Origin of the sequence: Nocardia sp. NPDC004568 (genome assembly GCF_040609955.1) — a bacterium.
Classification (GTDB): Bacteria; Actinomycetota; Actinomycetes; order Mycobacteriales; family Mycobacteriaceae; genus Nocardia.
Genome location: NZ_JBEXLL010000086.1, coordinates 1 through 25,841, shown reverse-complemented (window position 1 = coordinate 25,841; position 25,841 = coordinate 1). Strand labels below are relative to the sequence as shown.

Here is a 25,841-nt window from a genome sequence, read left to right as displayed (position 1 = left end):
CCCGGAGGGTCGGACGGCCACTCCTGAGAAGCCACAACAGGCAAGAAACCATAAGCCACATCCGACCCTCCTGGGCCGATTAACAACTTACGGAGTCTCAATGATGAACCTCACCATGTTGCTGGAGATGGCCGCCGACACCGGGCCCGACCGCATTGCCGTCGGCACCCGCGAGGACGGCCTCACCTATCGCGAGCTGTTCGACCGCTCCTGTGCCCTGGCCGCCCGGCTGAACACGGCGGGCCACGCCAATGTCGCTGTACTCGACCTCAACACCGCCGCGGTGCCGGTCCTGCTGTTCGCCTCCGCGATGGCGGGTCTGCCGTTCGCGCCGCTGAACTACCGTCTCACCGACGCACAGCTCGCCGACACGACCGCCCGCCTGGCCCCCGCTCTGGTCGTGACCGGGCCCACCGCCCGCGACCGTATCGCCCCGCGCGAGGATCTCACGGTCCTGCCGACCGAAGATGTGGTCGCCCCGGCACCGGCCACCGACGACGTCGAGCTGCCGTTCACCGACCCCGACGACACCGCCGTCCTGCTATTCACCAGCGGCACCACCGGGACGCCGAAGGCCGCTGTGCTGCGCCACCGGCACCTGGCCAGCTATATCGTCGGCACCGTCGAATTCTGGAACGCCGACGAGGACGAGGCCATTCTGGTCTCGGTGCCCAACTATCACATCGCGGGTGTCAGCTCGATCCTGAGCTCGGTCTACGCGGGCCGCCGCATGGTCCAGCTGCCCTCCTTCACCCCGGAGCGCTGGGTGGAACTGGCCGCCGCCGAACGCGTCACCCAGGCGATGGTGGTCCCCACCATGCTGGGCCGCATCCTCGACGTCCTCGAGGAAACCGGCACCGAGCTGCCCGCCTTGCGCGCCCTGTCCTACGGCGGCGGCCGCATGCCGCTGCAGACCATCGAACGCGCCATGCGGTTGCTGCCCGACGTCGGCTTCGTCAACGCCTACGGTCTCACCGAAACCAGTTCCACCATTGCGGTTCTCGGCCCCGACGACCACCGTGAGGCCTTCGGCAGCGATGTCCCCGAGGTCAGGGCTCGGCTCGGTTCGGTCGGTAGGTCCCTCCCGTCGATCGAGGTCGAGATCCGTGACCTCGACGGCAATCCGGTCGCGGCCGGCGAGCCGGGCGAGGTCTTCGTACGCGGTGAACAGGTCGCAGGCGAGTACACCTCGCACAGCGCCATCGACGCCGAGGGGTGGTACCCCACCCGTGACCGCGGCTACCTCGATGCCGAGGGCTATCTGTTCCTCGACGGCCGCGCCGACGACGTGATCGTGCGCGGCGGCGAGAACATCTCCCCGGGCGAAGTCGAAAACGCTCTACTGCGCCATCACTCGGTCGCCGAGGCCGCCGTCGTCGGCCTGCCCGACGCCGAATGGGGCGAGCGGGTGGAGGCCGTCGTCGTCGCCGCACCCGGGAACACCCCGTCGGAACCCGAACTGCAGGAATGGGTCCGCACCCACCTGCGCTCCACGCGCGTGCCCGCCCGCGTCCACGCCTGGGCCGAGCTGCCCTACACCGAGACCGGCAAACTGCTTCGTCGCACCCTGCGCGACGAGCTCTCCGCCGGCGCCCGCACCCCGGAGACGGCCCGATGATCCTGCGCCACGATCCCGACCTCGACGTCCTGCGGGAGGTCGCCCGCGCATTCCTCGACCAGGGTCGGGAAGTCACCCAGGACGAACCGAAGTGGAAGCCCGCGCAATGGTCGCGGGCCTGCTCCGAACTCGGCCTGGCCGGTGTCGCCGAACCGGAGGGACTCGGCGGCGCCGGAATCGGATACGCCGGCCTCGCCGTCGTCGCCGAAGAAGCGGGCCGCGCGCTCTCGACGCTGCCCATCCTCGGTTCGGTCGTCCTCGGGCAAGGCCTGCTCGCCCGGGCCGGTGACGCGCGGGCCCGCGCCGATCTCCTGCCGGCTCTGCTCGACGGATCCCGGACGGCCACTGTCGCTCTCGGCTACCTGCGGCAGGACGTCGCCGTCCCGGCCGCCTCTGCCGACGCCCAGGGCAACTGGACCGTCACCGGATCGACCTCATTCGTCCTCGACGGCACCACCGCCGACTGGATCTTCCTGCCTGCCGACACCGCCGACGGCGCCAGACTGTTCGTAATCGACATTGGTGACCCGAATGTGGCCGTCACAGAACAGAACTCGATGGATCTCACCCGATCCTTCGCCCACCTCGACTACGGCTGCGCCCCCGCCCGCCCCCTTGGTGAACCCGGCGTCGCCGACGCCGCACTGGCAGATCTGCGCATCCTCCTGACGATCGCCGTGGCCTGCGAACAGCTCGGTGGCGCGGAGCGAGCACTGGAGATGGCGGTCGACTACGTGAAGGTCCGCGTCCAGTTCGGTCGGGTTATCGGCTCGTTCCAAGCCCTCAAACACCGCTGCGCCGACCTGGCGATCCAGCTCGACAACGCCAGAACCGCCCTCGACCATGCCATCTGGGCACTGCAAGAGAGCCCCGAACACCTCCCCACCGCCGCGCCCATGGCCGCGGTCGAATGCACCCGCGCCTACCTCGACTGCGCCCGCGAGAACATCCAACTCCACGGCGGCATCGGCTTCACTTGGGAACACCCCGCCCACCTGTATTTCCGCCGCGCCACCACCGATGCTGCCCTGTTCGGCGACATCAACAGCCATCGCGAGGACCTGCTCACCGCCGCAGGCATCTGATCCGCAGCCCGGCGCCCGCGACAGCGACCGCACGAGGTGCCCGGCGGCGGCACGCTGCCCGCGCCGCCGCCGGGTTCGGCATGTCCGTATGCGCGCCGACAACCGTCGGCCCGTCCGGCCGTCCCCAGGTCCGCGCCTGCCGGGCCTGGTATGCCCATATCACCCTGTCCGTGCTCGCCCCGGCCTGGCTCGCCGCCGGCGTGCTGCGCCGCGCGGCCTACACCCTCTACGGCCTGCACGGCGGCCCCGCCGAGGGCGCGGACGGTTGATCACCTGGCTGCAGCGCGAAGGGAAACAAGCGTCCGGCCGGGGTCCGATCCGGCCAACCAAATGATCCTGGACCTCAATCGAAAGTTACCGGGACGGGCGGGTACTCGACCGGCTGTCAGGGTTCCAGCAGGTCGGCATAGGACCGTCGGGACTTGGGGCTGATGACGCCTCGAAGAGTCAGGCCCAGCTGGGCTTGGATATAGCGCTCGAGTGTCATGGTGCGTTCGAAGTACCAGTGTTTGAGGGCCCATGCGTGGGCGAGCAGCAGCAGGTTGTAGGCGACGAGGTCGGGATCGGCGGCGGTGAGCCGGCCTGCCGCTACGCCATCGTGGAGGGCGTCGCGTAGTGGCTGGCTGGTCTCCACCTCGAGCTGCTTGATTCGGGCACGACCTTCCTCGTCGAGTGACTTCGACTCACGGTAGGTCAGTACGGCTGCGTGGCGGTGCTCGTCGATGACATGGCAGTACGCCGTGAATGCGGCGGCGAGCTTTCGCACCGGGTCCTCGCCGGCCTCGGCGACCGCGATCGGGACCTTCGCTGAGAAGGCGTCGAGTACGTCGGTGATGACGGCGAGGAGGACGTCGTCCTTGTTGCCGAAGTAGCGGTAGATGAGCCCGACACTGACGCCGGCTTCGGTCGCGAGCGCCTGCATCGACACCGCCTCGGAGCCTTCTCGTTCCATGAGGCGCGCGGCGGCATCGAGGAGCTGGCGCGAGCGTGACTGTGCCAGCGCGTTGCGCGCCGCTTCCTGCGGATCCAGCGCCTGCGACGAACTCATCTCATCCCTTCCTGTCAGTGAACGGAAATTCATTCAAGCACGATATTCCCACGCCGCGCCCGTTGACACCAGTCCGAAATGAATTTATGTTCACTCCAGGTGAAGAAATATTCACATTTGGACTCGGAGGCGACTGTGAGCGGTTACGAGGACATCACCTACGAGGTTGACGGCGCGGCGGGGATCATCACGATCAACCGTCCGGAGCGCTACAACGCGTTTCGTGCCAAGACCGTCGACGAGTTGATCGACGCGTTCAACCGGGCATGGTCCGACGGTGCCGTCCGTGCGGTTGTGCTGACCGGTGCGGGCGAGAAGGCGTTCTGTACCGGTGGTGATGTCAAGCAGCGCGCGGAGACCGGCGACTACGGCCCGGCCGAGTTGGGTCGGTTCCGGATCGGTGACCTGCACAAGCTGATGCGTGACATCCCCAAGCCGGTCATCGCTGCGGTCAACGGCATCGCGGTGGGTGGCGGCCACGTGCTGCAGGTCATCGCGGACGTGTCGATCGCGAGCGAGACCGCCCGCTTCGGCCAGGCCGGGCCCCGCGTCGGCTCGTTCGACGCCGGCTTCGGATCGGCCTACCTCGCCCGGGTGGTGGGTGAGAAGAAGGCCCGTGAGATCTGGTTCTGGTGCCGCCAGTACACGGCTGCCGAAGCGCTCGACATGGGTCTGGTCAACAAGATCGTCCCGGCCGATCAACTGCTCGCCGAGGCCAAGTCGTGGTGCGAGGAGGTCGGCGCGCTCAGCCCGACCGCGATCCGGTTCCTCAAACAGTCTTTCAACGCCGACACCGACCATCAGGCCGGCCTGTCGAACATGGCGATGAGCGCCCTGGACATCTTCGGCGTCTCCCCCGAAGGCATGGAGGGCGCCTCGGCGTTCGCGGAGAAGCGCAAGCCCGACTTCGCCCCCCACGTCAACTGGCACTGATCGGGACACCGGGAGAAACGACTGTGCATTACGGATTCGACGAGGACGAAGAGGCTTTCCGCGGCGAGATCGCTCGCTGGGCCGAGAAGGTCCTCGCCCCGCACTACCAGGCCGACGACAAGGCCGCGGCCTTTCGCCGCCAGCAGGCCCTCGATATGGCCCAGATCGGCCTGACGAGCCTGCGCATCCCCGAGGAGTACGGCGGACAGGACGCCACCGCGGTGATCGCGGGCATCGCAGCCGAGGAGGTCGGGCGTGCCGACTTCAATGCCGGCTACCTGATCATCAACACCGCACTGATCAGCGACATCCTGGTCCGCAACTGCACTGAGGAGCAGAAGCAGGCCTGGCTGCCCGGCATCGCCTCGGGCGAGACGGTGCCGTGCATCATGATCACCGAACCGAGTGCGGGTACCGATGCCGCGAACCTCGGCCTGAGGGCGACGCCCGACGGCGAGGATGCGTGGCTGCTGTCGGGGGAGAAGACCTCGATCACCCTCGGCATGGCCTCCGACGCGGCGGTCGTGCTGGCCCGCACCGGCGGCGACGGTGCACGAGGTGTCAGTGCCTTCTGGGTGAATCTGCATGACCCGCGAATCTCGCGCAGTGCGTTCGACGACCTCGGGTCGCGTGCGATCGGCCGCGCGTCGATCCAATTCGATGAGGTCCGTGTCACCCGGGCTGAGCTGATCGGAGCCGAGGGGGCGGGTTCGTCTCGGTGATGGAGGCTTCGACTACTCTCGCGCGATCATCGGCCTGTTGTGCCTCGGCGCCGCCCAGCAGTCCCTGGACGAGGCGTTGCAGTGGTCGCGTGACCGGGTCGCGTTCGGCAAGCCGATCGGCACCTTCCAAGGTGTCTCGTTCCCGCTGGCTGAGTGCGCGACCTACATCACCGGGGCACGGCACGTCTGCTACGAGGCGCTGTGGCGCAAGGACACCGACCGGGAGCATTCCGCAGAGGCGGCGATGGCGAAGTTCTGGGCGCCGAAACTCGCTGTCGATGTCATTCACCAATGTCTGCTCACTCTCGGGCACGTCGGCTACTCGACCGAACACAAGGTCGGTCAGCGGTTGCGCGACGTCATCGGTCTGGAGATCGGGGACGGCACCGCCCAGGTCTCCAAGCTCGTCATTTCTCGAAACCTGCTCGGCCGCACCTACGCGCCCTGAGTGCCTCCGCACTTGTCGTACTCGTCTCGACCCGCAAAGGAGCCCGCCATGGGCAAGCTCGATAACAAGATCGCGATCGTCACCGGCGCCGGCCAGGGAATCGGTGCCGGCATCGCCACCAAGCTCGCCGCTGAGGGCGCGACGGTCGTGGTCACTGACATCAACGAAGACACCGCCGAGCAGACCGCTGCCGAGTTCGGCAACGGGTCGATCGGGATCCGCACCGACGTCACCGACCGGGACTCGGTCGACGCCATGGTCGAGGAGGTCATCGCCGCGTTCGGTCGCGTCGACGTGCTGGTGAACAACGCCGGGTGGGACAAGGGAGAGCCGTTCGTCGACTCCGTCCCCCAGACCTGGGACCGGATCATCCAGATCAACCTCTACGGCGTGTTCAACACCTCGAAAAAGGTGCTGCCGATCATGGTCGAGCAGGGCTACGGCAAGGTCGTCAACCTCGGCTCCGATGCCGGCCGGGTCGGGTCCTCGGGCGAGGCCGTCTACTCCGCCGCCAAGGGCGGCGTCATCGCGTTCACCAAGGCCATGGCCCGCGAGATGGCCCGTTCGAAGGTCAACGTCAACTGTGTGTGCCCCGGCCCGACCGACACCGCCCTGTTCGCCTCGATGGGTGGCGAGAAGCTGCGCGAGGCGCTGCAGAAGGCGATTCCGCTGCGCCGCCTCGGTCAGCCCGAGGACCTTGCCAACGCGGTCGCTTTCCTTGCCTCGGATGAGGCGTCCTTCATCACCGGCCAGACCGTCAGCGTCAGCGGCGGCCTCACCATGTCCTGAGATGCGCTGAGGATCAGAGGCTTCAACGATGTCCTTCGACACACTGCTGAGCTCCGAGCTCATCGACCGGTACACCCGCGCGGGCTACTGGGGAGACCGCGTCATCACCGACTATCTCGACGAGTGGGCATCCCGTACGCCCGACAAGGTTGCCTTCGTGGACTCCCGACGGCAGGTGACGTTCGCTGAGCTGAAGCAGCTCTCGGACCGGTGCGCGCTCGGGCTTCTGGAGCTGGGCGTAGGTCCGGGTGACGTGGTCTCGTTCCAGGTCCCGAACTGGATCGAGTGGATCGTCCTGCATTACGCGGTCAGCCGAATCGGTGCGATCAACAACCCGCTGATCCCGGTCTACCGGGAGCGTGAGGTCGGGTTCATGGTCGGCCTGGCGAAGTCGAAGGTCCTCGTCATCCCGGACAGCTTCCGCGGCTTCGACTACCCCGCGATGTACGGCGGCCTCGACCTGCCGTCGGTGGAGCACACCCTGGTTATCGGCGACTCGTCCGGTGGGTCGTGGGACGAGTTCATGGCCACCCCGTGGGAGGAACGCCGCGACCCGGCGTCGCTGGCCGACTACAGGCCCGACCCCAACGAGGTCACGCTGCTGATCTTCACTTCGGGCACCACTGATGAGCCCAAGGGTGTCATGCACACCCACAACACGATGCTCGCCGCCACCGCACCACTGCCCGAGCGACTCGGCATCACCGGCGACACGGTGTTCCACATGGCCTCGACGCTGGCCCACCTCACCGGGTTCCTCTACGGCGCGCGGCTCAGCGTGGTCAACGGCGGAACCTGTGTGCTGCAGGACGTGTGGAGCAACGAGCGGTTCGTCGAGCTCGTCGCCGAACACCACATCACCTACACGTCGGCTGCGACGCCGTTCCTCCACGACTTCATCAGCGCCCCGAACCTCGCCGTGCACGATGTGGCGAGCCTGACCCGCTTCTGCTGTATGGGCGCACCGATCCCGCGCGCCATCGTGCGTGAGGCGCGCGAGAAGATTCCCGGCCTCGTCGTCGTCGGCGGATGGGGCCAAAGCGACGACGCCCTGGTCACCCTCGGCGTCCCCGGAGACCCGGACGAGAAGGTGATCGACACCGACGGCTACCCGTGGCCGGGTATGGAGATCCGCACGGTCGACCTCGAAGGCGCCCCGGTCTCGGCGGCTCGGGCAGGACATCGACACGCTCGTGGGTCGCGCCGTCGATCAGCACGGTCCCGTAGCGGTGGCGGCGCAGCAAGGCGAAATCATCCACACTGAGCACCCTCGGCACCTTCTGGGTTTGCAGCGGGATGCCGAGCAGCACCCGCACCGCGGTCTGCCGCGACAATCGCACCGACCACTGCCGCAGCATTCGGACCGCGGCCCGCCCGGCCAGCTCCCGCACCGCCGCACGCACGTGCCCGGTCAGCCGGGTCGTGCGGCGTTGATAGCGTTCCACGACGCCGGGGATTGTTCCCGAAAGGTGCGCTGACAGCCCTGGGTCTGGCAGTACAGGCGCCGGACACGCACCCGCACCACCACGCTGCGGCCATCGACCGGCAGATCGGCCAGCCGCCGCTCGTGAACACCATGAACGCGGGCCGATCCCGCACCACAACCCGGGCATTCCGCCACACCACCAGGAGTCCGGGCCTGGACCACCAGCCGCGAGCCCGCCACACCCACGTCCTCGACAACCAGCGGCGACAAACCTGAAAACGCCACGCCGACAACAACACTCACCTCAACCACCGGGCTGTCGTGCCGCTGTCACCTCACAGGCACCACCGAAAGTGGGCCAGAGCCCAACCATCCCGACCGAGTATGTCACCCGCCAGTCGACCCGCATCATCGCCAACGGCCACCACGACTACCGAGCGGACAGCAGCAACCAGATCGGGGACTTCCCCTACCCCTTCCCGGACAGAGACAACGCAATGCTGGAATATCTGATCCGCGTAGCACAGGAGCTAGAAGATCAGGAGGGGCACCCCCCATACATCTGGCTGGCCGTCCATGCCTGGTACGAAGGTGCTCTGCAAACCCTGGCATCAGTACCTGACTCGAAAGCCGAAACACACGAGCCCGGTGGACCGACAGGGAACAGGTGATGTAACGGACGTAACGCCTCGCCCTGAACGCGACGGACAAGGCACCGGAGAACCGATCCATGCGGACACACCGCGAACGGTCAAACCGGATACGAACCCGCGATCACCAGCTATTTCCCGCTGCCCATACTTTGCGTGTCGTGCCGAGGAACGGAATTTGCAACGAAGAACCACCAAGGCGTTGACTGATTGGAAGTTCGGTCCGGAAATCTTGGCATATTCTTGGTTATATACCGGAAAAAGAAGCAGGTCAGGCCGAATAAATCGGCCTGACCTGCGGTTTCTGCTCCCCCAACTGGACTCGAACCAGTAACCTGCCGATTAACAGTCGGCTGCTCTGCCAATTGAGCTATAGGGGATTGCTCGGTGGTCTCGCCCGCACCGGGCTGACCGAGAGGAAACTCTAGCGTATGGGTGGGTGCGCGCCCAAATCGCCGGGTCGAGCCGATATGGGAGACCGAAACGGGGGCCGACCGGCCGTGGGGACCGGATCGACAGGTGTCGGTGCCGTCGGGCAGGATGGGTCGGCACGGACTACTGGGAGGAGCTCCACCCACAATGTTGCGGTTGATCATCGGTATCGCTGCCGGTTATGTGCTGGGCAGTAAGGCCGGGCGGGCACGCTATGAGCAGATCAGCGCGAGTGCCCGTGCGGTCGCGGGGAGTCCGGTGACGCGCAAGTTGGTGCAGGTGAGCAGACAGAAGCTGTCGGACAAGTTGAGTACCCAGCCGAAGCTGGAGCCGATGGAGCCGCTCGACGAGCGCACCACCGTGATGGTCCCGCACGATCAGCTACGGCGGCGGTAGCCCACGGGCTCAGGCGGCCCCGAATTCACTGGTGCCCATGGCCTGTTCGAGCAGGCTCTTGCGGTACTGCTCGAGGGCGACCAGGTCGGCGAACAGCGCCATATAGGTTTCCGGTTCGTCGACGGAGGAGACCCGGTGCAGCCGTGATTTGAGTTCGGCGATCTGCCGGCCGACCAGGGCGGCCTGGGCGTTGGCCAGGACTCCCGTGATGAACCGGGGGATATCGCCGGTGGTCTTCACCGGTAGCGGTTCGCCGGCGAGCTCGGAGACCAGGGCGCGCAGCGTGAGGTCGTCGGTGTGGTCGCTGATCGCGCTCACCCAGTCCGCGCCCGACAGGCCCGCCGACACTCCCCCCGCTTCGGCCATGAGCGTGCGCACGGCGATGTAGGCGGGGTGGGTGAAGGCGTCGGCCTCGAGAGCGTCGAACGCCGGGCCGGCGATCTCCGGATACTGCAGACCGGCGGCGAGGGCCTGCCGCTGCGAGCGCAGGACCGGATCGCGGGGGTCGGGGCGGGCGGCGGGCGGTGTGAGGCCGGCCTGCTCACCGCGCGGTGTCCGGGCAGGCGGGGCGGCCGCCGCGCCGCGCAGTTTGCGGGCCTCCTCGTCGACCCGGCGGTACACCAGCTGCGGATCCTGCCAGCCGGTCCATTCGGCGAGTTGGGTCGCGTAGCGTTTACGCAGGCCGTGATCCTTGATCTGGGCGACGATGGGTACCGCCCAGCGCATCACCTCGACCTGGCTGTCGTAGGTGAGGGCCCGGGTGCGGCTGTCCTCGCGCTTGGCGATCTCCTGGCGCAGCGCGAAATCGAACAGCGGTTCACGGCGGGCGACCATATCGCGCAGGGCGGCGTCACCGGCCTGCTGGCGCATCTCACAGGGGTCCTGGCCGTCGGGCGAGACCACGACGTAGGTCTGCCCCGCGACCTTCTGATCACCGAGGAACGCCTTGAGGGCGGCGGCCTGACCGGCGGCGTCGCCGTCGAAGGTGAAGATGATCTCGCCGCGCCAGAAGTTGTCGTCCATGAGCAGCCTGCGCAGAATCGCCAGATGGTCGTCACCGAAGGCGGTGCCACAGGCGGCGACGGCGGTTGTCACCCCGGCCAGATGCATGGCCATCACATCGGTGTAGCCCTCGACGACCACGGCCTGATGGCCCTTGGCGATCTCCCGTTTGGCGTGGTCGAGACCGAACAGCACCTGGGATTTCTTGTACAGCAGGGTTTCCGGGGTGTTGACGTATTTACCCGGCATGGTGTCGTCTTCGAAGAGTTTGCGGGCGCCGAAACCGATCACATCGCCGCCGAGATTCCGGATCGGCCACAGCAGCCGCCGGTGGAACCGGTCGATCGGGCCGCGCCGGCCCTGCCGGGACAGACCGGCAGCCTCGAGTTCCTTGAAATCGAAGCCCCGGTTCAGCAGGTGCTTGGTGAGCGTGTCCCAGCCGTCGGGGGCGTAGCCACAGCCGAACCGGGTCCAGGCGGCTTCGTCGAAGTTGCGGTCGGTGAGGTACTTGCGGGCGACCGTGGCATCGGGGCCGCGCAACCGTTCGACGTAGAACTCGTGGGCGGCGGCATTCGCGGCCACCAGCCGGGACCGGGTCCCGCGGTCGCGCTGGACCGAGGTCCCGCCGCCCTCGTAGTTGATCCGGTAGCCGATCCGGTCGGCCATCTGCTCCACGGCTTCCACGAAACCGATGTGCTCGATCTTCTGCAGGAAGGCATACACGTCGCCGCCTTCGTTACATCCGAAGCAGTGGAACAGGCCGTGGTTGGGCCGCACATGGAAGGACGGGGACTTCTCGTCGTGGAACGGGCACAGTCCCTTCATCGAGTCCGCGCCACCGCGCTTGAGCGCCACGTACTCGCCCACCACATCCTCGATCCGGACGCGCTCCCGAATGGCGGTGATATCGCGAGCAGGTATTCGTCCGGTCACGGGGTCGAGTCTAGGCGAGCGGGTCCGTGCCGGAACCCGAGCACCCAGGGGCGGTACCCACCCCACGGCCCGGCCCGGCCCCGGAGCCGCGCGGAAGCCGTCCACCGGCCGGAACGACGGGTACCGGCAGCGCCCGCGCCGCACCGGCCCGGGCCGCCGCGCGGCGCGCCGGGACCGGCCGGTGCGCCTGCCGCGTTACCCGTCCACTCCGACGGTCGGCATTCGCGTCGGGGCCTCCTGGGCTCCGACCCGCGGGCGAATGAACTCCGTCACCGATCCAGGGTGGCGGCGATCCGTTCCAGGCGGCTCTCGGTGTAGGAGGCGATCTGGTCGACGATCACCCGGACCCGGGCGCTGTCGTCGGCGGCGGCCTCCCACCAGGGCAGCAACAGCGGATCGAGTGCGGCGGGACCGGTGGCGAGCAGGTGTTCGGCCACTGCGGTCAGCCGGGCACGCTGTTCGGCCTGACGCAACTTGTGGTCAGGATCGGACATGACATACCGCAACGCGACGGTCTTCAGGACCGCGACCTCGGCGGCGGCCACCGGCGGCACCACCAGGTCGGCGGAGTAGCGGGCGAGCGGTCCGGTATGGGCCGCTCGCGTCGCCACGACCGCCGCGTTGGCGAACCGGCCGACGAGTTCGCTGGTGAGCCGTTTCAAGGCGACCGAACTGGTGAGGGTGCCGTCGTAGACGAACACCTCCGCGACGACCGGCAGTTCGGACAGTCGCTGTGCGGCGGCCACCAGATCGTCGACCGAGAGGCCACGGTGCTGCACATGTCCCAGCTCGGCCAGCGCGACGCGTTCCACCGGATCGGCCAGGGCGCGCAGATCGATACGGCCGGCGATGATGCCGTCCTCCACGTCGTGCACCGAATAGGCCACATCGTCGGACCAGTCCATCACCTGGCATTCCAGCGAAGGGCGCCGATCCGGGGCGCCCTTGCGGACCCAGGACAACCGGTCGGCGTCCGCCTCGTAGGCGCCGAATTTCGCGCCCGCCTCGGTGCGGTGCCACGGGTATTTGATCGCGGCGTCCAGCGCGGCGCGGGTGAGGTTGAGCCCGACACTGCCGCCGTAGGAATCGAGGACCTTCGGTTCGAGCCGGGTGAGGATGCGCAGATTCTGGGCGTTGCCCTCGAATCCGCCGAAATCGGTGGCGAAGATATCCAGCGCTTTCTCGCCGTTGTGACCGTAGGGCGGGTGGCCGATATCGTGCGCCAGACCCGCGAGTTCGGCCAGATCGGGATCGCAGCCGAGACCGTCGGCGATACCGCGGCCGATCTGGGCGACCTCCAGCGAATGCGTGAGCCGGGTGCGCGGAGTGTCACCGTCTCGGGGACCCATCACCTGGGTCTTGTCGGCGAGGCGGCGCAGCGCCGCCGAATGCAGTACGCGCGCACGATCGCGGGCGAATTCGGTGCGGTGCCCGTTTCCGTGGGCTCCGGCCCCGGCGAGGCCGGCCGTTTTCGGCGCCTCGCCGACCAGGCGTTCGCGGTCGTGCTCGGTGTAGATCACCGCACCGAGTCTGCCACCGGGCACCGACCGGCCGGAGGTCCGGTGGTGGCGGGTACGAGCCTCACTGCCCGGCGGTGTAGTTGAAATCCGCCGAGAAATGGGTGAGCTGATACCAGAGCAGAGCGGCGGTCTCCCGGGCGATACCGTGCGCCTGCGATTCCCGGGTGTACACCGCGGGACCGGTGCGGGTGGGCGCGGTCCAGGCGTCGAGTCCGGCGTCGCGGGCCATGGTGCGGGTCCGCAGCGAATGCCAGGGATCACTGACCAGTACCGCGGACCCGAGGCCGCGGTCCTTCATCGCGGCGGCCACGGCCTCCACACTGCGCAGCGTGTCGGAACCGGTCTCCACGGCGAGGATGGCGCTCTCCGGGACCCCCGCGTCCATCAGGTACATCTTTCCCGAGGCGGCCTCGGTGTACAGATCGCCCTCCTGTTTGCCGCCGACGGTGATGACCAGGTCCGACACTCCCTGCTCGTACAGGCTCGCCGCCTGATACAGGCGCGCCTCGAACACCGACGACGGTGTACCGGAGTACTGCGCGGCACCCAGCACCACGATGGCGTCGGCCGGTGTGTAGTCCTCGATCCGCGCCACCTGCCACACCCGCACCGCGGTACCGCCCACCAGGATCATTCCCACCACGAGGGCGCCGCCGAGCAGCCGACCGGCCCAGCGCAGGATCCCGGCACCGATCCCGCGCGCAGCGCCGGAATCGGCACGCGAATCCGGTCGTGTACGCACTGGCGTCCAAGTCACGCTCTAAGTCTGCCAGGCAGGTTCCCGGCACCGGACACCGCGCGAACACAGGTGCCATACCCCGCCGTCACCCGAGGATTCGGCGTTTGCGCTGGTCACCGGAGCACAGCACGGCCGGAGACGGCGCGCGGGGCGGCGTCCGAGCGGGTCGGGCACCGGTTCACCGGCCGGACGGGCGCTTCTTGTGGCCCGAATCGTTATCAGCGCCCCTCCCGCGGAGGGAAGCATTCCCCGCACCCGGCCGCGCTCGCCGACTCCGCCGCGGCCCGGAAACCGTAGCGAGCACGCTTGCCCGTACCCACCGCCGCCTCGCGTTGCGCCCCGGGCCGCACGGTGAGCCGGCGGACAGGCTTGCACCACGGCTACGCCGTGCACTCACCCAGCGGCCGCGAACGGCTCGTCGCCGCGGCGACGCACCACCGACCGAGTGATGGCCGGATCGCCGGCACCGCGGGCGTCGGGAGCGCCGGAAGCCGCACGACCGGCTCGCCCGCTTCTCCGGGCACTCCGCGCCCGTGGCGGGAGCGCGGCACACCGGTAGGGCACCGAAACCACCGTGAGCGGGCGAATTTCGCGGCACAGCGCCTCCGGACGGTGAATATCCCGTTGATCAGGGCCGAACACCGGTAGATTCGACTTTCGGAACGGGCGCCGATGTGCTTGGCTATCCCTCGGCGAGATCTGAAGTGCCTCTGATCCATCCATCGGGGTCGACGAACTCGCACCCACACGTCACACCACAACGGCGTGGCATGCCCGTCGACTGTTTTGGGAATCCTGGGAACAGGTGAACGGCCGGTGGCCGTCTCGGTGAGCACATGGAGCACACGATGTTTTCTCGATGGAAGAGCGCCACCGCCGGTATGGCGGTAACCCTCGCGTCGGTCCTGGCCCCCGCCGTGGCCACGACCGCCCAGGCGGCGCCCGCGAACTGCCCCGACCTCTACGTGGTCGCGATCCCGGGCACCTGGGAGACGTCGAAGTCCGACCCCGGCAAGGGAATGCTCGCCCTGGCCGCCGATGGTCTGCCGGGCAGCGCCCACACCGATTACGTCGCCTATACCGCCACCGCCTTCCCCTGGGAAGGCGAGGTCTACGGCCGCTCCAAGAACGAGGCCGTCTCCGGAGCCCGCGGCCTGATCTCCGATGTGGCACGACGCTGCGGCAATACCCGGTTCGCGCTGCTCGGTTACAGCCAGGGCGCCGACGCCGCCGGTGACCTCGCCTCCGAGATCGGCACCGGGCTCGGCGTGGTGTCCCCGGACCGGGTGGGCCTGGTCGGCCTGATCGCCGATCCCCGCCGCTCCCCCCTCGACAATCTCATCGGTCCACCGGTCCTGGGCGCCGGTGCCGGCGGCCCCCGGCTCACCGGTTTCGGCTGGTTGAGCAACCGCACCTACACCTTCTGCGCCGTCGGCGACCTGTACTGCTCGACTCCCGACGGCGACTTCGCCGCCCGGATCGCCGGCTTCTTCGCCCAGGTCTCCAATGCCGACCCCACCCAGCTCGGCAACTACCAGACCCTCGGCATGCAGCTGCTCAACGATGCCCTCGCCGCCGGCGGTCTGGGCCTGCTGCACGATCAGCTCAACGGCACCGCCTACGAGGAGCGCAAGAAGCAGGTCGACGATTTCGTGAAGTCCGGTATCCACCAGAGCTACCCGAGCTATCAGGTGGCCGGTGGCGTCACCACACTGAACTGGCTGCGGCAGAAACTGGTCGAACTGTCCTGAATCTCGCCCGCTCCCGGCGCCGTCGCTTCGGTCGCGGTCGCCGGGAGCGGTGCGGCGCCGATTCCGATCACCGTCCGGACGGGAACTCCTCATCCTCGGTGGCTGCTCGGATCGTGGTGACAGAGTCGGCCGCAGCATGGACACATGTCGATTCGCGCCCGGGCCCGGCGGTCACCACGACTCGCGACCTCCCGTACTTCAGTCGCCGGCAGGGTCGAAGCGGATCATCCCCAGCAGCGCGTCTTTCAGTTCCAGTCCATCAATGGGCTTCTTGGCGTACATGAACATATTCTTCCCGTTGGGGTCTTTCCTTTCTTCCTCGGTCGGCGCTCTGAGCTTGTCCCCGTCGTATATGAACAGGACACCGGCATCCCGGTTTCGGCCCATGAAATCCTCTACGACGCCTCCCCCTATATGCGTCCAGGGTCTGTTCGGTTCGGACCCGCCGTGTACTCGTGCGTCTTCCACGAGCTTCGGAACTCCCAGACCCGGTTCCGCGGAGACCCAGCGGAACTCCAGATTCATTTTGATCAGTTTTCCACCTTGCTCCGCCCGCATATTGTCCAAAAGCCCGATGAGCCTGTTTTCCTCGGCCGAGAACTTCTTTCCGCGCATTTCCTCGAACGACGCGAGAAGCTTGGCGTCGCCGACCATGTTGTACAGGGACAACTTGTCGGCGAGGCTCGCGAAGGCCTCTCTGTCCCCTTGGGTCAGTTTCAGAACGAAATGCTGCCCGCGATCGGATGCCTGCCCATCGTCGCGAGAGCCGGCGACCGGCGACGAAGCATCCTTTTCCAGTGGCGGCGACGCCTGTTCAGGACCTACCGCGGGCACTCTCCGAGAGTCCGCCGGTGACTGCTCGGGACCGCCCGCCGGGATCTGCTGTCTGCCACGCTCTTCGGCGTCTCGGAAAGTATCCGCCGCTCGGTCGGCACGGACCGAGATGCCGTCCACCCTGTCGTGGAGGAGCCCGCCGGTACGTTTGCCGAGCAGCTCTATCAAGCCGTCCCGCAACCGCTGGACCAGCTCCTTGGCGGATTCGTCAGGGAAACCTTTCACTGTGGACAACCCCCCGATCGACGCGCCGGCGGACTCCCGGCGCAGACCTCATGGCATACCGGCGACAGTTCCGGCCGCCGGACGGCCGTGGACAGTTCCGCGGCCGATATCGAACTCCGCTGCCGGGCCGGCTTCCGGCGTCCCCGTCAGCGCGACCGACCGGTGCCGGTGACGCCCGCGTCCGTCTCATCGGCTCACCTCCCCACACCAGAGAGTATCCCGCGCGCCGAGGCGGCATCGGCCGCCGGGATCTACCAGCCCCGGCTCTTCCATTCCGCCAGCTGCGGCCGCTCGGCGCCGAGTGTCGTGTCGTCACCATGGCCCGGGTACACGACCGTATCGTCACCGTAGCGATCGAAGAGTTTGGTCGTCACCCCGTCGAGCAGGGTGGTGAAATCCTCGGGGCGCCGGGTCTTCCCGACCCCGCCCGGAAATACGGAGGGCTCTGAGCGGGCAACACGAACCCGGGCAGACATTGGCGAGGTCCCCCAGGAAGGCGTGTACCGACGTCGCCGTGGTTTGCCCTCGCCACCATGGCCCAACTTCCCCGAACAAGACGACGACGGAATTGCCCTCACTACCTATCCAGCGATAAATTGTCAAACAAGTCTTGCAGAACGCAGCGCAGCAAGCTTGTTTGACATAGGCAACGCACTATAGTAGGAGGGTCGATGAATGCCAGTGCAGTGCAGAACAGCCTCCTCAGGCTACTCTCGCGAGCAGGTATCCAGGTGGTGAGTGGCACCCCCAACCGCCTGACCTTGAGACGGCACCACAGCCCCCAGGCCACCGAGTCGATTGTGCAAATGAGCGACCACCGCCTCACCGGGCATCAAGTAGAACGATATCGAGACCGCTCGTTACGAAGGCTCTACGCGGCGCCCGAAGCGTCGAAATCTGTCATCGAAGCGGCACTTGCCGATGAGTTCGACTTGGTGACCACCGATCCGCCGCTGGTCATTTTCAACACCGAGATCCTGTTGCATGAGGAGAACTCGGATCGTCGACCAGGTCAAAGGACTCGCACAGCATGGGCCCGATGGTCGTTGACCCGGACCCTCGCCACTTCGCAACACCCGAGATCCCAGGCAGAGCTGGCCGAACTCCTCGGCTTCTCCCAACAAGCCATCTCTCAGGCGCTCCATCGCCTGGCCGGCACCAGCAAGAACGAAGAGGGGTGGCTCGGTAATTCGGCAGAGTTACTCGACGCCTGGCTTGATGAGTATCCCGGACCTGGCGGCACCGTCCAAGGGTGGTACAACCTAGACGACCCGGGAACACAAGCTCGGTCCGCAACTGCTCTACTGACCGAGCTCGAACTCACCCCAGTGATTTCCGGTGATATCGCTGCTGACGAGTATTCTCCTTGGCAGATTCCGGCAACTGCGCTTCTCTACCTCCCCGAGATCATCGACTTCAGCCCGGCGGGCTTTACTCCCGTTGATGTCGGGGATGCCACGATGCTCACCGTGGTCCCGGACGATCCCACCATCCGGCGCACAGCTCAGGAGTCTCCGCACCCGAGCCACCGCTTGGCGGATCCCGCCATCGTGTTGTGGGACCTTCTTCACACAAGCGTCGGCCCGAACGCAGAGGAAACAGCTCAGCGATTGCGGCATCGCATCGTGGCCAGGCAAACACATGCCTGAAACGCACGTTTTCGAGGTCGTCATCGCTTCGACATCCAATGCTTCCGATCTCGGATACATGGCGCTGCACGACCTCACGAAGGCAGCCACATTCCTGGACCCCGAATCGGACGGCCGAGGCTATCGGATCATCGGAGGCCATATGGTCCAGCTACTCAGCCACGCCTACCCGACACCGGACGTGATCAACCGCACAACTGTGGATGCCGACGCCGGTATCAGCCCGTTGGTCGCCACCGAACAAGACCTGCACGAAGCCCTGAAAAAATGTGGGTACGAAGCCGTTCAGGGCAACTCGTACACGAGAGACAGCCCGCACGGAAAAATTTCGATCGATCTGCTGGTGACCCCGGACGCGGAAGGAAAGCCACAGGTCCTCGGAGATCGGCGCTTCGACGCTGCGCCAGGGCTGTCCTTGGCGTTGGCAGCTGCTCCTGTGTACGTTGCCGCCTGCGTGCGCCTGCGAAACGCAGACAAGATCAGCTTCACTGCACCACTTCCGGGTGTCGAAATCGCGGTGGTCATGAAAGCCCTGGCCTGGAAGAAGCGATTTCAACACAAAGACCTTGTCGACCTCTGCACGCTACTCGGAATAACACATCGTCATCACCGTTCGTTTCCGCGCTGGGGACTCTCCGATCCGGAGCTGACGGGAACACGCCGAGATGCGGCTCATGCTCTGAAACTTGTGGTCGACGAGATCGATCGCGGAAACCTCGCAAGATCTGCCCTGCCGATAAAACCATCGGAACTGGCGGCGCTGATCCGACGCTACGTCAACCTTCCGTCGAGATAGGCATCGCACCGTGCCCGTAGTCGGCGGCTACCTCACCATCCTCGGCTCCTCCACTCCTGCAACTGCGGCCGTTCAGCGCCGAGGGTGGTGTCGTCGCCGTGACCGGGGTAGACCACGGCATCGTCGGCGAACCGATCGAACAGTTTGGTGGTCACACCGTCGAGCAGGGTGGTGAAATCCTCCGGCCGCCGGGTTTTTCCGATTCCACCTGGAAACAGGCAGTCGCCGGTGAAGAGGTGGGTCCGGCCGGAGCCGTCGGTGAGGGCCAGGGTGACCGACCCCGGCGTGTGCCCGACCAGGTGGATCACTTCGAGGGAAAGGTCACCGACGGTGACCGTATCCCCTTCCGCCAGGATGCGCTGCGGGGACACCGGGAGCGGGTCGGCGTCGAGTGCGTGGGCTGCCGTCGGAGCTCCGGTGGCGGCGGTGACGGCTTCGAGGGCCTGCCAGTGGTCGCCGTGCTGGTGGGTGGTGACGATCAGGCCGACCCCGTCGGTGGTCTCCTGCTCGATCAGATCGATGATCCGATCGGCTTCGTTGGCGGCGTCGATGAGCAGGGCGGCTCCGGTGGCGGCGCACTGCACGAGGTAGGTGTTGTTGTCCATCGGGCCGACCGACATCTTGGTCACCCGGGCACCCGGGACCTCGCGGCGCTGCGCCGCGGCACCCGGTGAGACGTGGCCGGTGTAGGAGGTATCGATGGTGATCACACCCCGATGCTAGCGAGCGGGCCGGCCGCATTCGTGGCACGACGTCCCCGGGTATCCCGCTCGATCGTGTTCGTGGGCGCCACCGATGCGGCGATCGCGCCTCCGACCCGGCGCGCGCTCGATCAACTGCTCTCGCGGTCTTCGAGGCCGACAGCGGCCAGTTAGTTCGCGTCGATCTTCTTCCAGGCCGGGAACGGCCGACATCAGATCGGCGAGACTGTCGGCGATGGCGTTGAGGGAGCCCACAGCACCACGATCGATACGCATGCCGTGAAATACCAGGAGCGCGACACCCAGCCGCTGACCCGTCCGGCGAACCGGTCGAACACCGAGTGTGCTGCGGATGCCGGAGGGCATCACCGCCGTGGTGCCGTCGTGCCGATCCTCGGACGTGACCCGCTCCTTCCGCTCCTGCCGACGGGCTACCCCGATCGAGGCGGCGGTAACGGCGAGGAGCGAAAAGCTCGGGTCAGCAGCCGATCAGTCGTTGCGCCAGATACCCCTCGACCTGATCGAGAGCGATCCGCTCCTGGGCCATGGTGTCGCGTTCACGCACCGTGACCGCCTGGTCGTCGAGGGTGTCGAAATCGACGGTGATGCAGAAGGGGGTGCCGATCTCGTCCTGGCGGCGGTAGCGGCGGCCGATGGCGCCGGCGTCGTCGAATTCGACGTTCCAGTTCCTGCGCAGTTGCGCGGCGAGGTCCTTGGCCTTGGGGGTGAGGTCGGCATTGCGCGACAGCGGCAGCACCGCGGCCTTGACCGGCGCGAGACGACGATCCAGGCGCAGCACCGTGCGGGTGTCCACGCCGCCCTTCGCGTTCGGGGCCTGGTCCTCGGCATAGGCGTCGACGAGGAAGGCCATCAGCGACCGGGTCAGGCCGGCGGCGGGCTCGATCACGTACGGGACGTAGCGTTCCTCGGTGGTCTGGTCGAAATAGCTCAGCTCCGCGCCGGAATGTTTGGCGTGCGTGGACAGGTCGTAATCGGTGCGGTTGGCGATACCTTCCAGCTCGCCCCATTCACCGCCCTGGAAACCGAACCGGTACTCGATATCGGTGGTACCGGCCGAGTAGTGCGAGAGCTTCTCTTTCGGGTGTTCGAAGAGGCGCAGGTTCTCCGGGTCGATACCCAGATCGGTGTACCAGGAGAAGCGGGTGTCGATCCAGTACTTGTGCCATTCGGCGTCCTCGCCGGGTTTGACGAAGAACTCCATCTCCATCTGCTCGAACTCGCGTGTGCGGAAGATGAAGTTGCCGGGGGTGATCTCGTTGCGGAAGCTCTTGCCGATCTGGGCGATACCGAACGGCGGCTTCTTGCGCGCGGTGGTCATGACGTTCGCGAAGTTCACGAAGATGCCCTGGGCGGTCTCCGGGCGTAGATAGTGCAGGCCCTCTTCGTCGTCCACCGGGCCCAGGAAGGTCTTCAGCAGCCCGGAGAAGTTCTTCGGCTCGGTCCAGCTGCCGGGCTGGCCGGTTTCCGGATCGTTGATATCGGCCAGACCGTTGACCGGGGGATGGCCGTGTTTGGCTTCGTAGGCCTCGAGCAGATGGTCGGCCCGGTAGCGCTTGTGGGTGTGCAGGGATTCGACGAGCGGATCGGAAAAGGTCTCGACGTGACCGGAGGCCACCCAGACCTGACGCGGCAGGATCACCGAGGAGTCGAGGCCGACCACATCCTCGCGGCTGGTGACCATCGACCGCCACCACTGCTTCTTGATGTTCTCCTTGAGCTCGACGCCCAGCGGACCGTAGTCCCACGCCGATTTGGTACCGCCGTAGATCTCACCGCACGGGTACACCAGGCCCCGGCGCTTGGCGAGGTTGGCAACGGTGTCCACCTTCGACTTGGGTGCCACGCGAGAATTCTCCATCCACTACGAATCGCCAGTAGTTACGCTGCCCGGATCGGGCTACGTGATCGCAGTTGCCCACGGTAGCTGCTCTGCCGTGCGCGGCTGATCGGGTACAGCCTAGTAGGTGCGCGCGAGCTCGCCCCATCCGCAGCCCGCACTCGCCCGGCGTATCCGCGCGAGCCCGATTCGCGCACGCATCGGCATGGATATTTGACATGCATACCCATGCATATCAAAATGGGACCGGTTTCCAATAAGGAGTGGACGATGACAACCGACACTGCCGCCGCCGGGCAGCACAATCCCTACCGCTCCCCCGCACCGGTCCCCATACCCACCCGGACCGTGCTGGAGAACGCGGGCGAGTTGCTGCGCGCACTCGCCGCCCCCGTTCGCATCGCCATCGTGCTACAACTGCGGGAGTCGCCGCGCTGTGTGCACGAGCTGGTGGATGCCCTCGGCGTTACACAACCGCTGGTCAGCCAGCATCTGCGGATCCTCAAATCGGCCGGGGTGGTACACGGTGAGCGATCGGGCCGCGAGGTCCTCTACGAACTCGTCGACGACCACCTGGCGCATATCGTGGTCGACGCAGTAGCGCACGCCGAAGAAGAAGGGTAATTCGTGTCCGAGAACCTGGTCACTGGCAAAGGGACCGCCACACAGCGAGCTGTCGGTATTCGCACCACGCGGCAACGCAACGCGATCGCCGCGCTACTGGAGGACATCGACAGGTTCCGGTCGGCTCAGGAGCTACACGACGAGCTACGCCGGCGCGGCGAGGGGATCGGACTGACCACCGTCTACCGCACACTGCAATCGCTGGCCGACGCCGGAATGGTCGATGTCCTGCGTACCGACAACGGCGAATCGGTCTACCGGCAGTGTTCGACCGGTCATCATCACCACCTGGTGTGCCGTCACTGCGGTCGCACCGTCGAGGTCGCCGGACCGACCGTGGAGGCGTGGGCGGCCAGCACCGCCTCCAGCCACGGGTTCACCGAAGTCAGCCATACGCTGGAGATCTTCGGCACCTGCCACTCCTGCTCGGCGCTCGGCCGGGGCTAGTACCCCGGAGAACCTTCTGATACGGCGAAGGCCGCTACCACCGGGTGGTAGCGGCCTTCGCCGTATTCCGTCCGTGCCTCACGCGGTGACCGGCACCGGCGCCGGTTCGGCGGGCGACGCCGGCTCGACACGGGCACGATCACGCAGGGCACCGATGCCGAACAGGACGAGAGCGAACCCCGCCCAGGCCAGCAGGACCAGTACCGGCCGCTGCGCGCCCGCGCCGTCGAAGAACGCCACCGAGCGGAGCAGCGATGCCGCGGCGCCCGGGGGCAGCAACTGCCCGATCGCGCCCCACGGCTGCGGCAGCAGTTCGGGAGCGGAGGTGGCGGCGGAGAACGGATTACCGATGAGCAACATGGTCAGGGCGGCGACCCCGATACCGGCCCGGCCGATCACGGTGGCGAGTCCGGCGACCGTGCCGGCGACCGCGAAGGAGACCAGCCCGGCCACCACCGACAGGGTGAGGTAGCTGCCAGGGACGATGGACAGCCAGGTCTGGGTGACGAGCATGCTCAGCAGGCCACCGGCGATACCGAAGACGAGTGCCCCGAGCACACGACCGCCGGCAGAGGGAACCAGGAGGGTCAGCAGCACACCGCCCGCGATACCCGCCATGACCAGGGGCAGCGCCATGGCGCCGAAGCCCGCGCCGCGCGGATCGTCGGGATCGGCCGGAACGACGTCCTCGACCGGCGCGGCCGGCGCACCGGACATCTGCTGCCCGATCTGGGTGAGCTGCTGGGCGACCGCGGGGGCCGCACCGGACGCGACCAGCACCCGGGGCGCGCCGCCCCCGGTCACGATCGCGCCGTAGACCTCACGGTCCCCGATGGCCGCCCGGGCCGCCGCCTCATCGGGGACGACCGTGAGTTCGAACGCGCCGGGATTCTGGCCCGCCAGCCGGGCCTCCACCATCGCGGCCTGCGGACCGGCGACGGCGAGTGGTAGATCACGGGGCGCGATATCGGTCGCCGGCCACGCGAACGCGATCAGCATCAACGCTTGCAGCAGGGCCGCGCCCACCCCGAGTGCCACGGCACGCTGGATGACGTTCATGACGTTCTCCCAAGAAAATCGAAGGCTCGTTCTTTTTAGGTGTCCTCACCGTCCCACCGCCTCGGCACCTTGTCAAGAACGAACATTCGTTTTAGTTTGGAAGCATGCCCCGAGTCAGTGACGAACACCTGGAACGCCGCCGGCAACAGATCCTGGATGCCGCCCGTGCCTGCTTCGTCCGCAAAGGCTTCCACCAGACCTCCATGCAGGACGTCTTCACCGAGTCGGGCCTGTCCGCGGGCGCTGTCTACCGCTATTTCAAGAGCAAGGACGAACTGGTCATCGCGCTCGCCTCGACCGCCGCGGGTGATATCCGCGCGCAGATGACGGCCGTCATCCACAGCGACCCGCTCCCTACTCCCGCCGAACTGATCGCGCGGATGACGAAGTGGATCGACGCCCAGAGCGGCCCCGAGGGCCGGATACGGCTGGCACCGCAGGCATGGTCACTGGCCCTCGTCGACGAAGAGGCGGCCGAACCCGTGCGCCGGACCATGGCGGGCATCCGGGGAATGTGGCACGAATACGCCGAACGAATGCGCGCGGCCGGATGGCTCCCGCCCGATGCCGACGTGGACGCGGTCGCCGCCGCGCTCTTCGGACTGCTTCCCGGATACGTGCTCCAGCATCTGCTGCTCGGCGATCTCGTCCGTGACCAGTACCTGCGGGGTGTGAACATCCTGTTCCCGTACGGCGCCCCGGAAGGCCGCATCCGGCCGGAGACCGGTGCCACGGCAGTCGCCGACCCGGCCTGATCAGCTCAGGGCAACAGACCCTTACGCGCCTCCCCGGCGCCACCGAGCACCAGCAGCAGCATCGTGGTCAACGCCATATCGTCCAGGCCGGCCGCCGGGAACGTGTAGCGGAGGATCACATCGGCGAGTTTGTCGTGCGCGATCACCGCGATCGAGCCGAACTGCAACGAGGCGTTCCGCTCGGCCACCCGCTTGTGCAACTGCGGTTTGAGCGGCCGATCCCAGGCCAGCACACACGTCAGCGACAGCACATCCAGACCGGGCGTCAAGGTGAACGCGCTCAGCGAACACAGCGCGCCCTGGAAATCGAAACGCAGCGAACCGTCGTTGTCGACCCGGACGTCGATATCGTAGAGCCCCAGCCCGGCACCGGCCCGGGCCTGCAACTCCAGATCCGGTGCCAGCGCACCCGATTCGGCCTCGCCACTCATTTGGCACCCCCGAACCGGCGATCCCGCCGCGCGTACTCGAGACAGGCATCCCACAGATTGCGCCGATCGAAATCCGGGAACAAGGTCGCCTGATAGACGAACTCGGCGTACGCCGACTGCCAGATCAGGAAATTCGAACTACGGAACTCCCCCGACGGCCGCAGGAACAGATCCACATCCGGCATATCCGGCTCGTCCAGGAACCGGGCGATCGTATCCTCACCGACCTTCTCCGGATCGATCTCCCCCGCCGCCACCCGGCGCGCGATCTCCCGTGCCGCGTCGGCGATCTCGGCCCGACCGCCGTAGTTGACACACATGGTCAACGTCATCACGGTGTTGTCCTCGGTCAGCTCCTGCGCGGTCTCCAACTCCCGGATCACACTGCGCCACAGTCGCGGCCGCCGCCCCGCCCAGCGCACCCGCACCCCCATCTCGTGCATCTCGTCGCGCCGCCGCCGGATCACATCCCGGTTGAACCCCATGAGAAACCGCACCTCATCGGGGCTGCGCCGCCAGTTCTCGGTGGAGAACGCGTATGCCGACAACCACTTCACACCGATCTCGATACAACCCTCGACGGTGTCCATGAGCACGGCCTCGCCCTTTTCGTGACCCGCCGTCCGCGGCAGCCCGCGCTCCTGCGCCCAGCGCCCGTTGCCGTCCATCACCAGCGCGACATGCCTGGGGACCAGGTCCGCGGGAATTTCCGGCGGGCGGGCCCCGGAAGGGTGCGGTGACGGCGGTCGGATGGTACGGACGGTATCGGACGCGGATACGCCCGAACCGGTGGTGTCACGACGCAGGATCACGTCCAAAAGACTAGCTCTGTTCATAGCGCGCTGGCGCGCGCGGGGTTGAGGCCCCTTGGTCTCGCCGTTTCGGCCTCGAGGGTGGGGTGTGGGGGTGGGAGAGCGGGGGAATAACGCGACAAACCCCGCCAACAAGTGATGGGGGGTGAGGGAGAAGA

The 25,841-nt window shown here is 66.9% G+C and carries 25 protein-coding genes, 1 tRNA gene and 2 pseudogenes; 15 read left to right on the top strand and 13 right to left on the bottom strand.

Features of this window, described 5'->3' with window-relative positions; all coding sequences use genetic code 11:
- The first annotated feature begins 103 nt into the window (after positions 1 to 103).
- The 3 genes from ABZV91_RS28140 (at position 104) to ABZV91_RS28130 (ending at position 2,972) form a co-directional block, all read left to right on the top strand.
- Complete coding sequence (locus ABZV91_RS28140) at positions 104 to 1,618, top strand: class I adenylate-forming enzyme family protein (RefSeq protein WP_355247942.1); 1,515 nt, start codon at positions 104 to 106, stop codon at positions 1,616 to 1,618.
- Positions 1,615 to 2,703 carry an acyl-CoA dehydrogenase family protein gene (locus ABZV91_RS28135; protein ID WP_355247933.1) on the top strand — a complete coding sequence of 363 codons (1,089 nt, stop codon included), beginning with the start codon at positions 1,615 to 1,617 and terminating at the stop codon, positions 2,701 to 2,703. The genes ABZV91_RS28140 and ABZV91_RS28135 overlap by 4 nt, the downstream gene beginning before the upstream one ends.
- Before the next feature lie 80 nt (positions 2,704 to 2,783).
- Positions 2,784 to 2,972, top strand: a complete 189-nt coding sequence (locus ABZV91_RS28130) for a hypothetical protein (RefSeq protein WP_355247945.1) — start codon at positions 2,784 to 2,786, stop codon at positions 2,970 to 2,972.
- Positions 2,973 to 3,088: 116 nt separating this feature from the next.
- Here the strand turns inward: ABZV91_RS28130 and ABZV91_RS28125 are convergent, their stop codons facing one another.
- Positions 3,089 to 3,751: a TetR/AcrR family transcriptional regulator gene (locus ABZV91_RS28125; RefSeq protein WP_355247930.1), complete on the bottom strand. Its 663-nt coding sequence runs from the start codon at positions 3,749 to 3,751 to the stop codon at positions 3,089 to 3,091.
- 135 nt (positions 3,752 to 3,886) lie between these two features.
- On the opposite strand from ABZV91_RS28125, the gene ABZV91_RS28120 reads away from it, so the two are divergent.
- From ABZV91_RS28120 to ABZV91_RS28100, 5 genes are read left to right on the top strand one after another with little or no spacing between them, the layout of a single operon-like run.
- Positions 3,887 to 4,684, top strand: a complete 798-nt coding sequence (locus tag ABZV91_RS28120; RefSeq protein WP_355247927.1) for an enoyl-CoA hydratase-related protein — start codon at positions 3,887 to 3,889, stop codon at positions 4,682 to 4,684.
- 23 nt (positions 4,685 to 4,707) lie between these two features.
- Positions 4,708 to 5,406, top strand: a complete 699-nt coding sequence (locus tag ABZV91_RS28115; RefSeq protein ID WP_355247924.1) for an acyl-CoA dehydrogenase family protein — start codon at positions 4,708 to 4,710, stop codon at positions 5,404 to 5,406.
- 37 nt (positions 5,407 to 5,443) lie between these two features.
- Positions 5,444 to 5,854, top strand: a complete 411-nt coding sequence (locus ABZV91_RS28110; protein ID WP_355247921.1) for an acyl-CoA dehydrogenase family protein — start codon at positions 5,444 to 5,446, stop codon at positions 5,852 to 5,854.
- A gap of 48 nt (positions 5,855 to 5,902) precedes the next feature.
- Entirely contained in the window at positions 5,903 to 6,643 is a 741-nt protein-coding gene (locus ABZV91_RS28105; RefSeq protein ID WP_355247918.1) for a 3-oxoacyl-ACP reductase family protein, read from the top strand.
- 28 nt (positions 6,644 to 6,671) lie between these two features.
- On the top strand, positions 6,672 to 7,907 hold the full coding sequence (locus tag ABZV91_RS28100) for an AMP-binding protein (RefSeq protein WP_355247915.1): 1,236 nt from the start codon (positions 6,672 to 6,674) through the stop codon (positions 7,905 to 7,907).
- Here the strand turns inward: ABZV91_RS28100 and ABZV91_RS28095 are convergent.
- Both ABZV91_RS28095 and ABZV91_RS28090 read right to left on the bottom strand, forming a co-directional pair.
- Positions 7,813 to 8,381: pseudogene (locus tag ABZV91_RS28095) on the bottom strand (transposase family protein); the annotation flags it as partial. The gene ABZV91_RS28100 and the pseudogene ABZV91_RS28095 overlap by 95 nt on opposite strands.
- A gap of 645 nt (positions 8,382 to 9,026) precedes the next feature.
- Positions 9,027 to 9,099 (bottom strand) — tRNA-Asn (locus ABZV91_RS28090).
- A gap of 199 nt (positions 9,100 to 9,298) precedes the next feature.
- Between ABZV91_RS28090 and ABZV91_RS28085 the strand changes: the two genes are divergently transcribed.
- Positions 9,299 to 9,547, top strand: a complete 249-nt coding sequence (locus ABZV91_RS28085; protein WP_030523130.1) for a hypothetical protein — start codon at positions 9,299 to 9,301, stop codon at positions 9,545 to 9,547.
- Between the two features lie 9 nt (positions 9,548 to 9,556).
- Here ABZV91_RS28085 and dnaG read toward each other — a convergent pair whose 3' ends face one another.
- The 3 genes from dnaG to ABZV91_RS28070 all read right to left on the bottom strand — a co-directional run bounded on the left by dnaG (position 9,557) and on the right by ABZV91_RS28070 (position 13,636).
- Entirely contained in the window at positions 9,557 to 11,482 is a 1,926-nt protein-coding gene (dnaG, locus tag ABZV91_RS28080; RefSeq protein ID WP_355247912.1) for a DNA primase, read from the bottom strand.
- A 269-nt stretch (positions 11,483 to 11,751) separates the two neighbouring features.
- Positions 11,752 to 12,999 (bottom strand): deoxyguanosinetriphosphate triphosphohydrolase, encoded by a 1,248-nt coding sequence (locus tag ABZV91_RS28075; protein WP_355247939.1) that lies wholly within the window; start codon positions 12,997 to 12,999, stop codon positions 11,752 to 11,754.
- 64 nt (positions 13,000 to 13,063) lie between these two features.
- Complete coding sequence (locus ABZV91_RS28070; RefSeq protein WP_355247936.1) at positions 13,064 to 13,636, bottom strand: YdcF family protein; 573 nt, start codon at positions 13,634 to 13,636, stop codon at positions 13,064 to 13,066.
- Positions 13,637 to 14,589: 953 nt separating this feature from the next.
- Between ABZV91_RS28070 and ABZV91_RS28065 the strand changes: the two genes are divergently transcribed.
- Positions 14,590 to 15,492, top strand: a complete 903-nt coding sequence (locus tag ABZV91_RS28065; RefSeq protein ID WP_355247909.1) for a cutinase family protein — start codon at positions 14,590 to 14,592, stop codon at positions 15,490 to 15,492.
- A gap of 198 nt (positions 15,493 to 15,690) precedes the next feature.
- Here the strand turns inward: ABZV91_RS28065 and ABZV91_RS28060 are convergent, their stop codons facing one another.
- Entirely contained in the window at positions 15,691 to 16,560 is an 870-nt protein-coding gene (locus ABZV91_RS28060) for a hypothetical protein (protein ID WP_355247906.1), read from the bottom strand.
- 242 nt (positions 16,561 to 16,802) lie between these two features.
- Positions 16,803 to 16,991, bottom strand: a pseudogene (locus tag ABZV91_RS28055) (MBL fold metallo-hydrolase); the annotation flags it as partial.
- A gap of 231 nt (positions 16,992 to 17,222) precedes the next feature.
- On the opposite strand from ABZV91_RS28055, the gene ABZV91_RS28050 reads away from it, so the two are divergent.
- Positions 17,223 to 18,200 (top strand): hypothetical protein, encoded by a 978-nt coding sequence (locus ABZV91_RS28050; protein WP_355247903.1) that lies wholly within the window; start codon positions 17,223 to 17,225, stop codon positions 18,198 to 18,200.
- Positions 18,193 to 18,996 (top strand): hypothetical protein, encoded by an 804-nt coding sequence (locus tag ABZV91_RS28045; RefSeq protein ID WP_355247900.1) that lies wholly within the window; start codon positions 18,193 to 18,195, stop codon positions 18,994 to 18,996. The genes ABZV91_RS28050 and ABZV91_RS28045 overlap by 8 nt, the downstream gene beginning before the upstream one ends.
- Positions 18,997 to 19,028: 32 nt before the next feature.
- Here the strand turns inward: ABZV91_RS28045 and ABZV91_RS28040 are convergent, their stop codons facing one another.
- A complete protein-coding gene (locus tag ABZV91_RS28040) occupies positions 19,029 to 19,706 on the bottom strand; it encodes an MBL fold metallo-hydrolase (protein ID WP_355247897.1) in 678 nt (225 codons plus the stop codon).
- A gap of 469 nt (positions 19,707 to 20,175) precedes the next feature.
- Positions 20,176 to 21,561, bottom strand: coding sequence for a glycine--tRNA ligase (locus ABZV91_RS28035; protein WP_355247894.1), 1,386 nt, complete (start codon positions 21,559 to 21,561; stop codon positions 20,176 to 20,178).
- Between the two features lie 264 nt (positions 21,562 to 21,825).
- Between ABZV91_RS28035 and ABZV91_RS28030 the strand changes: the two genes are divergently transcribed.
- Both ABZV91_RS28030 and ABZV91_RS28025 read left to right on the top strand, forming a co-directional pair.
- On the top strand, positions 21,826 to 22,179 hold the full coding sequence (locus tag ABZV91_RS28030; RefSeq protein WP_030523140.1) for a metalloregulator ArsR/SmtB family transcription factor: 354 nt from the start codon (positions 21,826 to 21,828) through the stop codon (positions 22,177 to 22,179).
- A gap of 3 nt (positions 22,180 to 22,182) precedes the next feature.
- Positions 22,183 to 22,626 (top strand): Fur family transcriptional regulator, encoded by a 444-nt coding sequence (locus tag ABZV91_RS28025; RefSeq protein ID WP_355247891.1) that lies wholly within the window; start codon positions 22,183 to 22,185, stop codon positions 22,624 to 22,626.
- 78 nt (positions 22,627 to 22,704) lie between these two features.
- Here ABZV91_RS28025 and ABZV91_RS28020 read toward each other — a convergent pair whose 3' ends face one another.
- On the bottom strand, positions 22,705 to 23,685 hold the full coding sequence (locus ABZV91_RS28020; RefSeq protein ID WP_355247889.1) for a hypothetical protein: 981 nt from the start codon (positions 23,683 to 23,685) through the stop codon (positions 22,705 to 22,707).
- Positions 23,686 to 23,789: 104 nt separating this feature from the next.
- Between ABZV91_RS28020 and ABZV91_RS28015 the strand changes: the two genes are divergently transcribed.
- Positions 23,790 to 24,440 (top strand): TetR/AcrR family transcriptional regulator, encoded by a 651-nt coding sequence (locus ABZV91_RS28015; RefSeq protein ID WP_355247886.1) that lies wholly within the window; start codon positions 23,790 to 23,792, stop codon positions 24,438 to 24,440.
- A 5-nt stretch (positions 24,441 to 24,445) separates the two neighbouring features.
- Here ABZV91_RS28015 and ABZV91_RS28010 read toward each other — a convergent pair whose 3' ends face one another.
- A complete protein-coding gene (locus ABZV91_RS28010; protein ID WP_051164469.1) occupies positions 24,446 to 24,871 on the bottom strand; it encodes a hypothetical protein in 426 nt (141 codons plus the stop codon).
- Complete coding sequence (locus ABZV91_RS28005; protein WP_355247882.1) at positions 24,868 to 25,683, bottom strand: isoprenyl transferase; 816 nt, start codon at positions 25,681 to 25,683, stop codon at positions 24,868 to 24,870. The genes ABZV91_RS28010 and ABZV91_RS28005 overlap by 4 nt, the downstream gene beginning before the upstream one ends.
- Between the last annotated feature and the right edge of the window lie 158 nt (positions 25,684 to 25,841).

Bases quoted from the DNA above. Each gene is read 5' to 3' on its own strand.
- ABZV91_RS28050 (WP_355247903.1), top strand. From the start codon at position 17,223: ATGAATGCCAGTGCAGTGCAGAACAGCCTCCTCAGGCTACTCTCGCGA.
- ABZV91_RS28010 (WP_051164469.1), bottom strand. From the start codon at position 24,871: ATGAGTGGCGAGGCCGAATCGGGTGCGCTGGCACCGGATCTGGAGTTG.
- ABZV91_RS28045 (WP_355247900.1), top strand. From the start codon at position 18,193: ATGCCTGAAACGCACGTTTTCGAGGTCGTCATCGCTTCGACATCCAAT.
- ABZV91_RS28065 (WP_355247909.1), top strand. From the start codon at position 14,590: ATGTTTTCTCGATGGAAGAGCGCCACCGCCGGTATGGCGGTAACCCTC.
- ABZV91_RS28030 (WP_030523140.1), top strand. From the start codon at position 21,826: ATGACAACCGACACTGCCGCCGCCGGGCAGCACAATCCCTACCGCTCC.
- ABZV91_RS28130 (WP_355247945.1), top strand. From the start codon at position 2,784: ATGTCCGTATGCGCGCCGACAACCGTCGGCCCGTCCGGCCGTCCCCAG.
- ABZV91_RS28125 (WP_355247930.1), bottom strand. From the start codon at position 3,751: ATGAGTTCGTCGCAGGCGCTGGATCCGCAGGAAGCGGCGCGCAACGCG.
- ABZV91_RS28135 (WP_355247933.1), top strand. From the start codon at position 1,615: ATGATCCTGCGCCACGATCCCGACCTCGACGTCCTGCGGGAGGTCGCC.
- ABZV91_RS28015 (WP_355247886.1), top strand. From the start codon at position 23,790: ATGCCCCGAGTCAGTGACGAACACCTGGAACGCCGCCGGCAACAGATC.
- ABZV91_RS28070 (WP_355247936.1), bottom strand. From the start codon at position 13,636: ATGATCCTGGTGGGCGGTACCGCGGTGCGGGTGTGGCAGGTGGCGCGG.
- ABZV91_RS28105 (WP_355247918.1), top strand. From the start codon at position 5,903: ATGGGCAAGCTCGATAACAAGATCGCGATCGTCACCGGCGCCGGCCAG.
- ABZV91_RS28140 (WP_355247942.1), top strand. From the start codon at position 104: ATGAACCTCACCATGTTGCTGGAGATGGCCGCCGACACCGGGCCCGAC.
- ABZV91_RS28020 (WP_355247889.1), bottom strand. From the start codon at position 23,685: ATGAACGTCATCCAGCGTGCCGTGGCACTCGGGGTGGGCGCGGCCCTG.
- ABZV91_RS28085 (WP_030523130.1), top strand. From the start codon at position 9,299: ATGTTGCGGTTGATCATCGGTATCGCTGCCGGTTATGTGCTGGGCAGT.
- ABZV91_RS28100 (WP_355247915.1), top strand. From the start codon at position 6,672: ATGTCCTTCGACACACTGCTGAGCTCCGAGCTCATCGACCGGTACACC.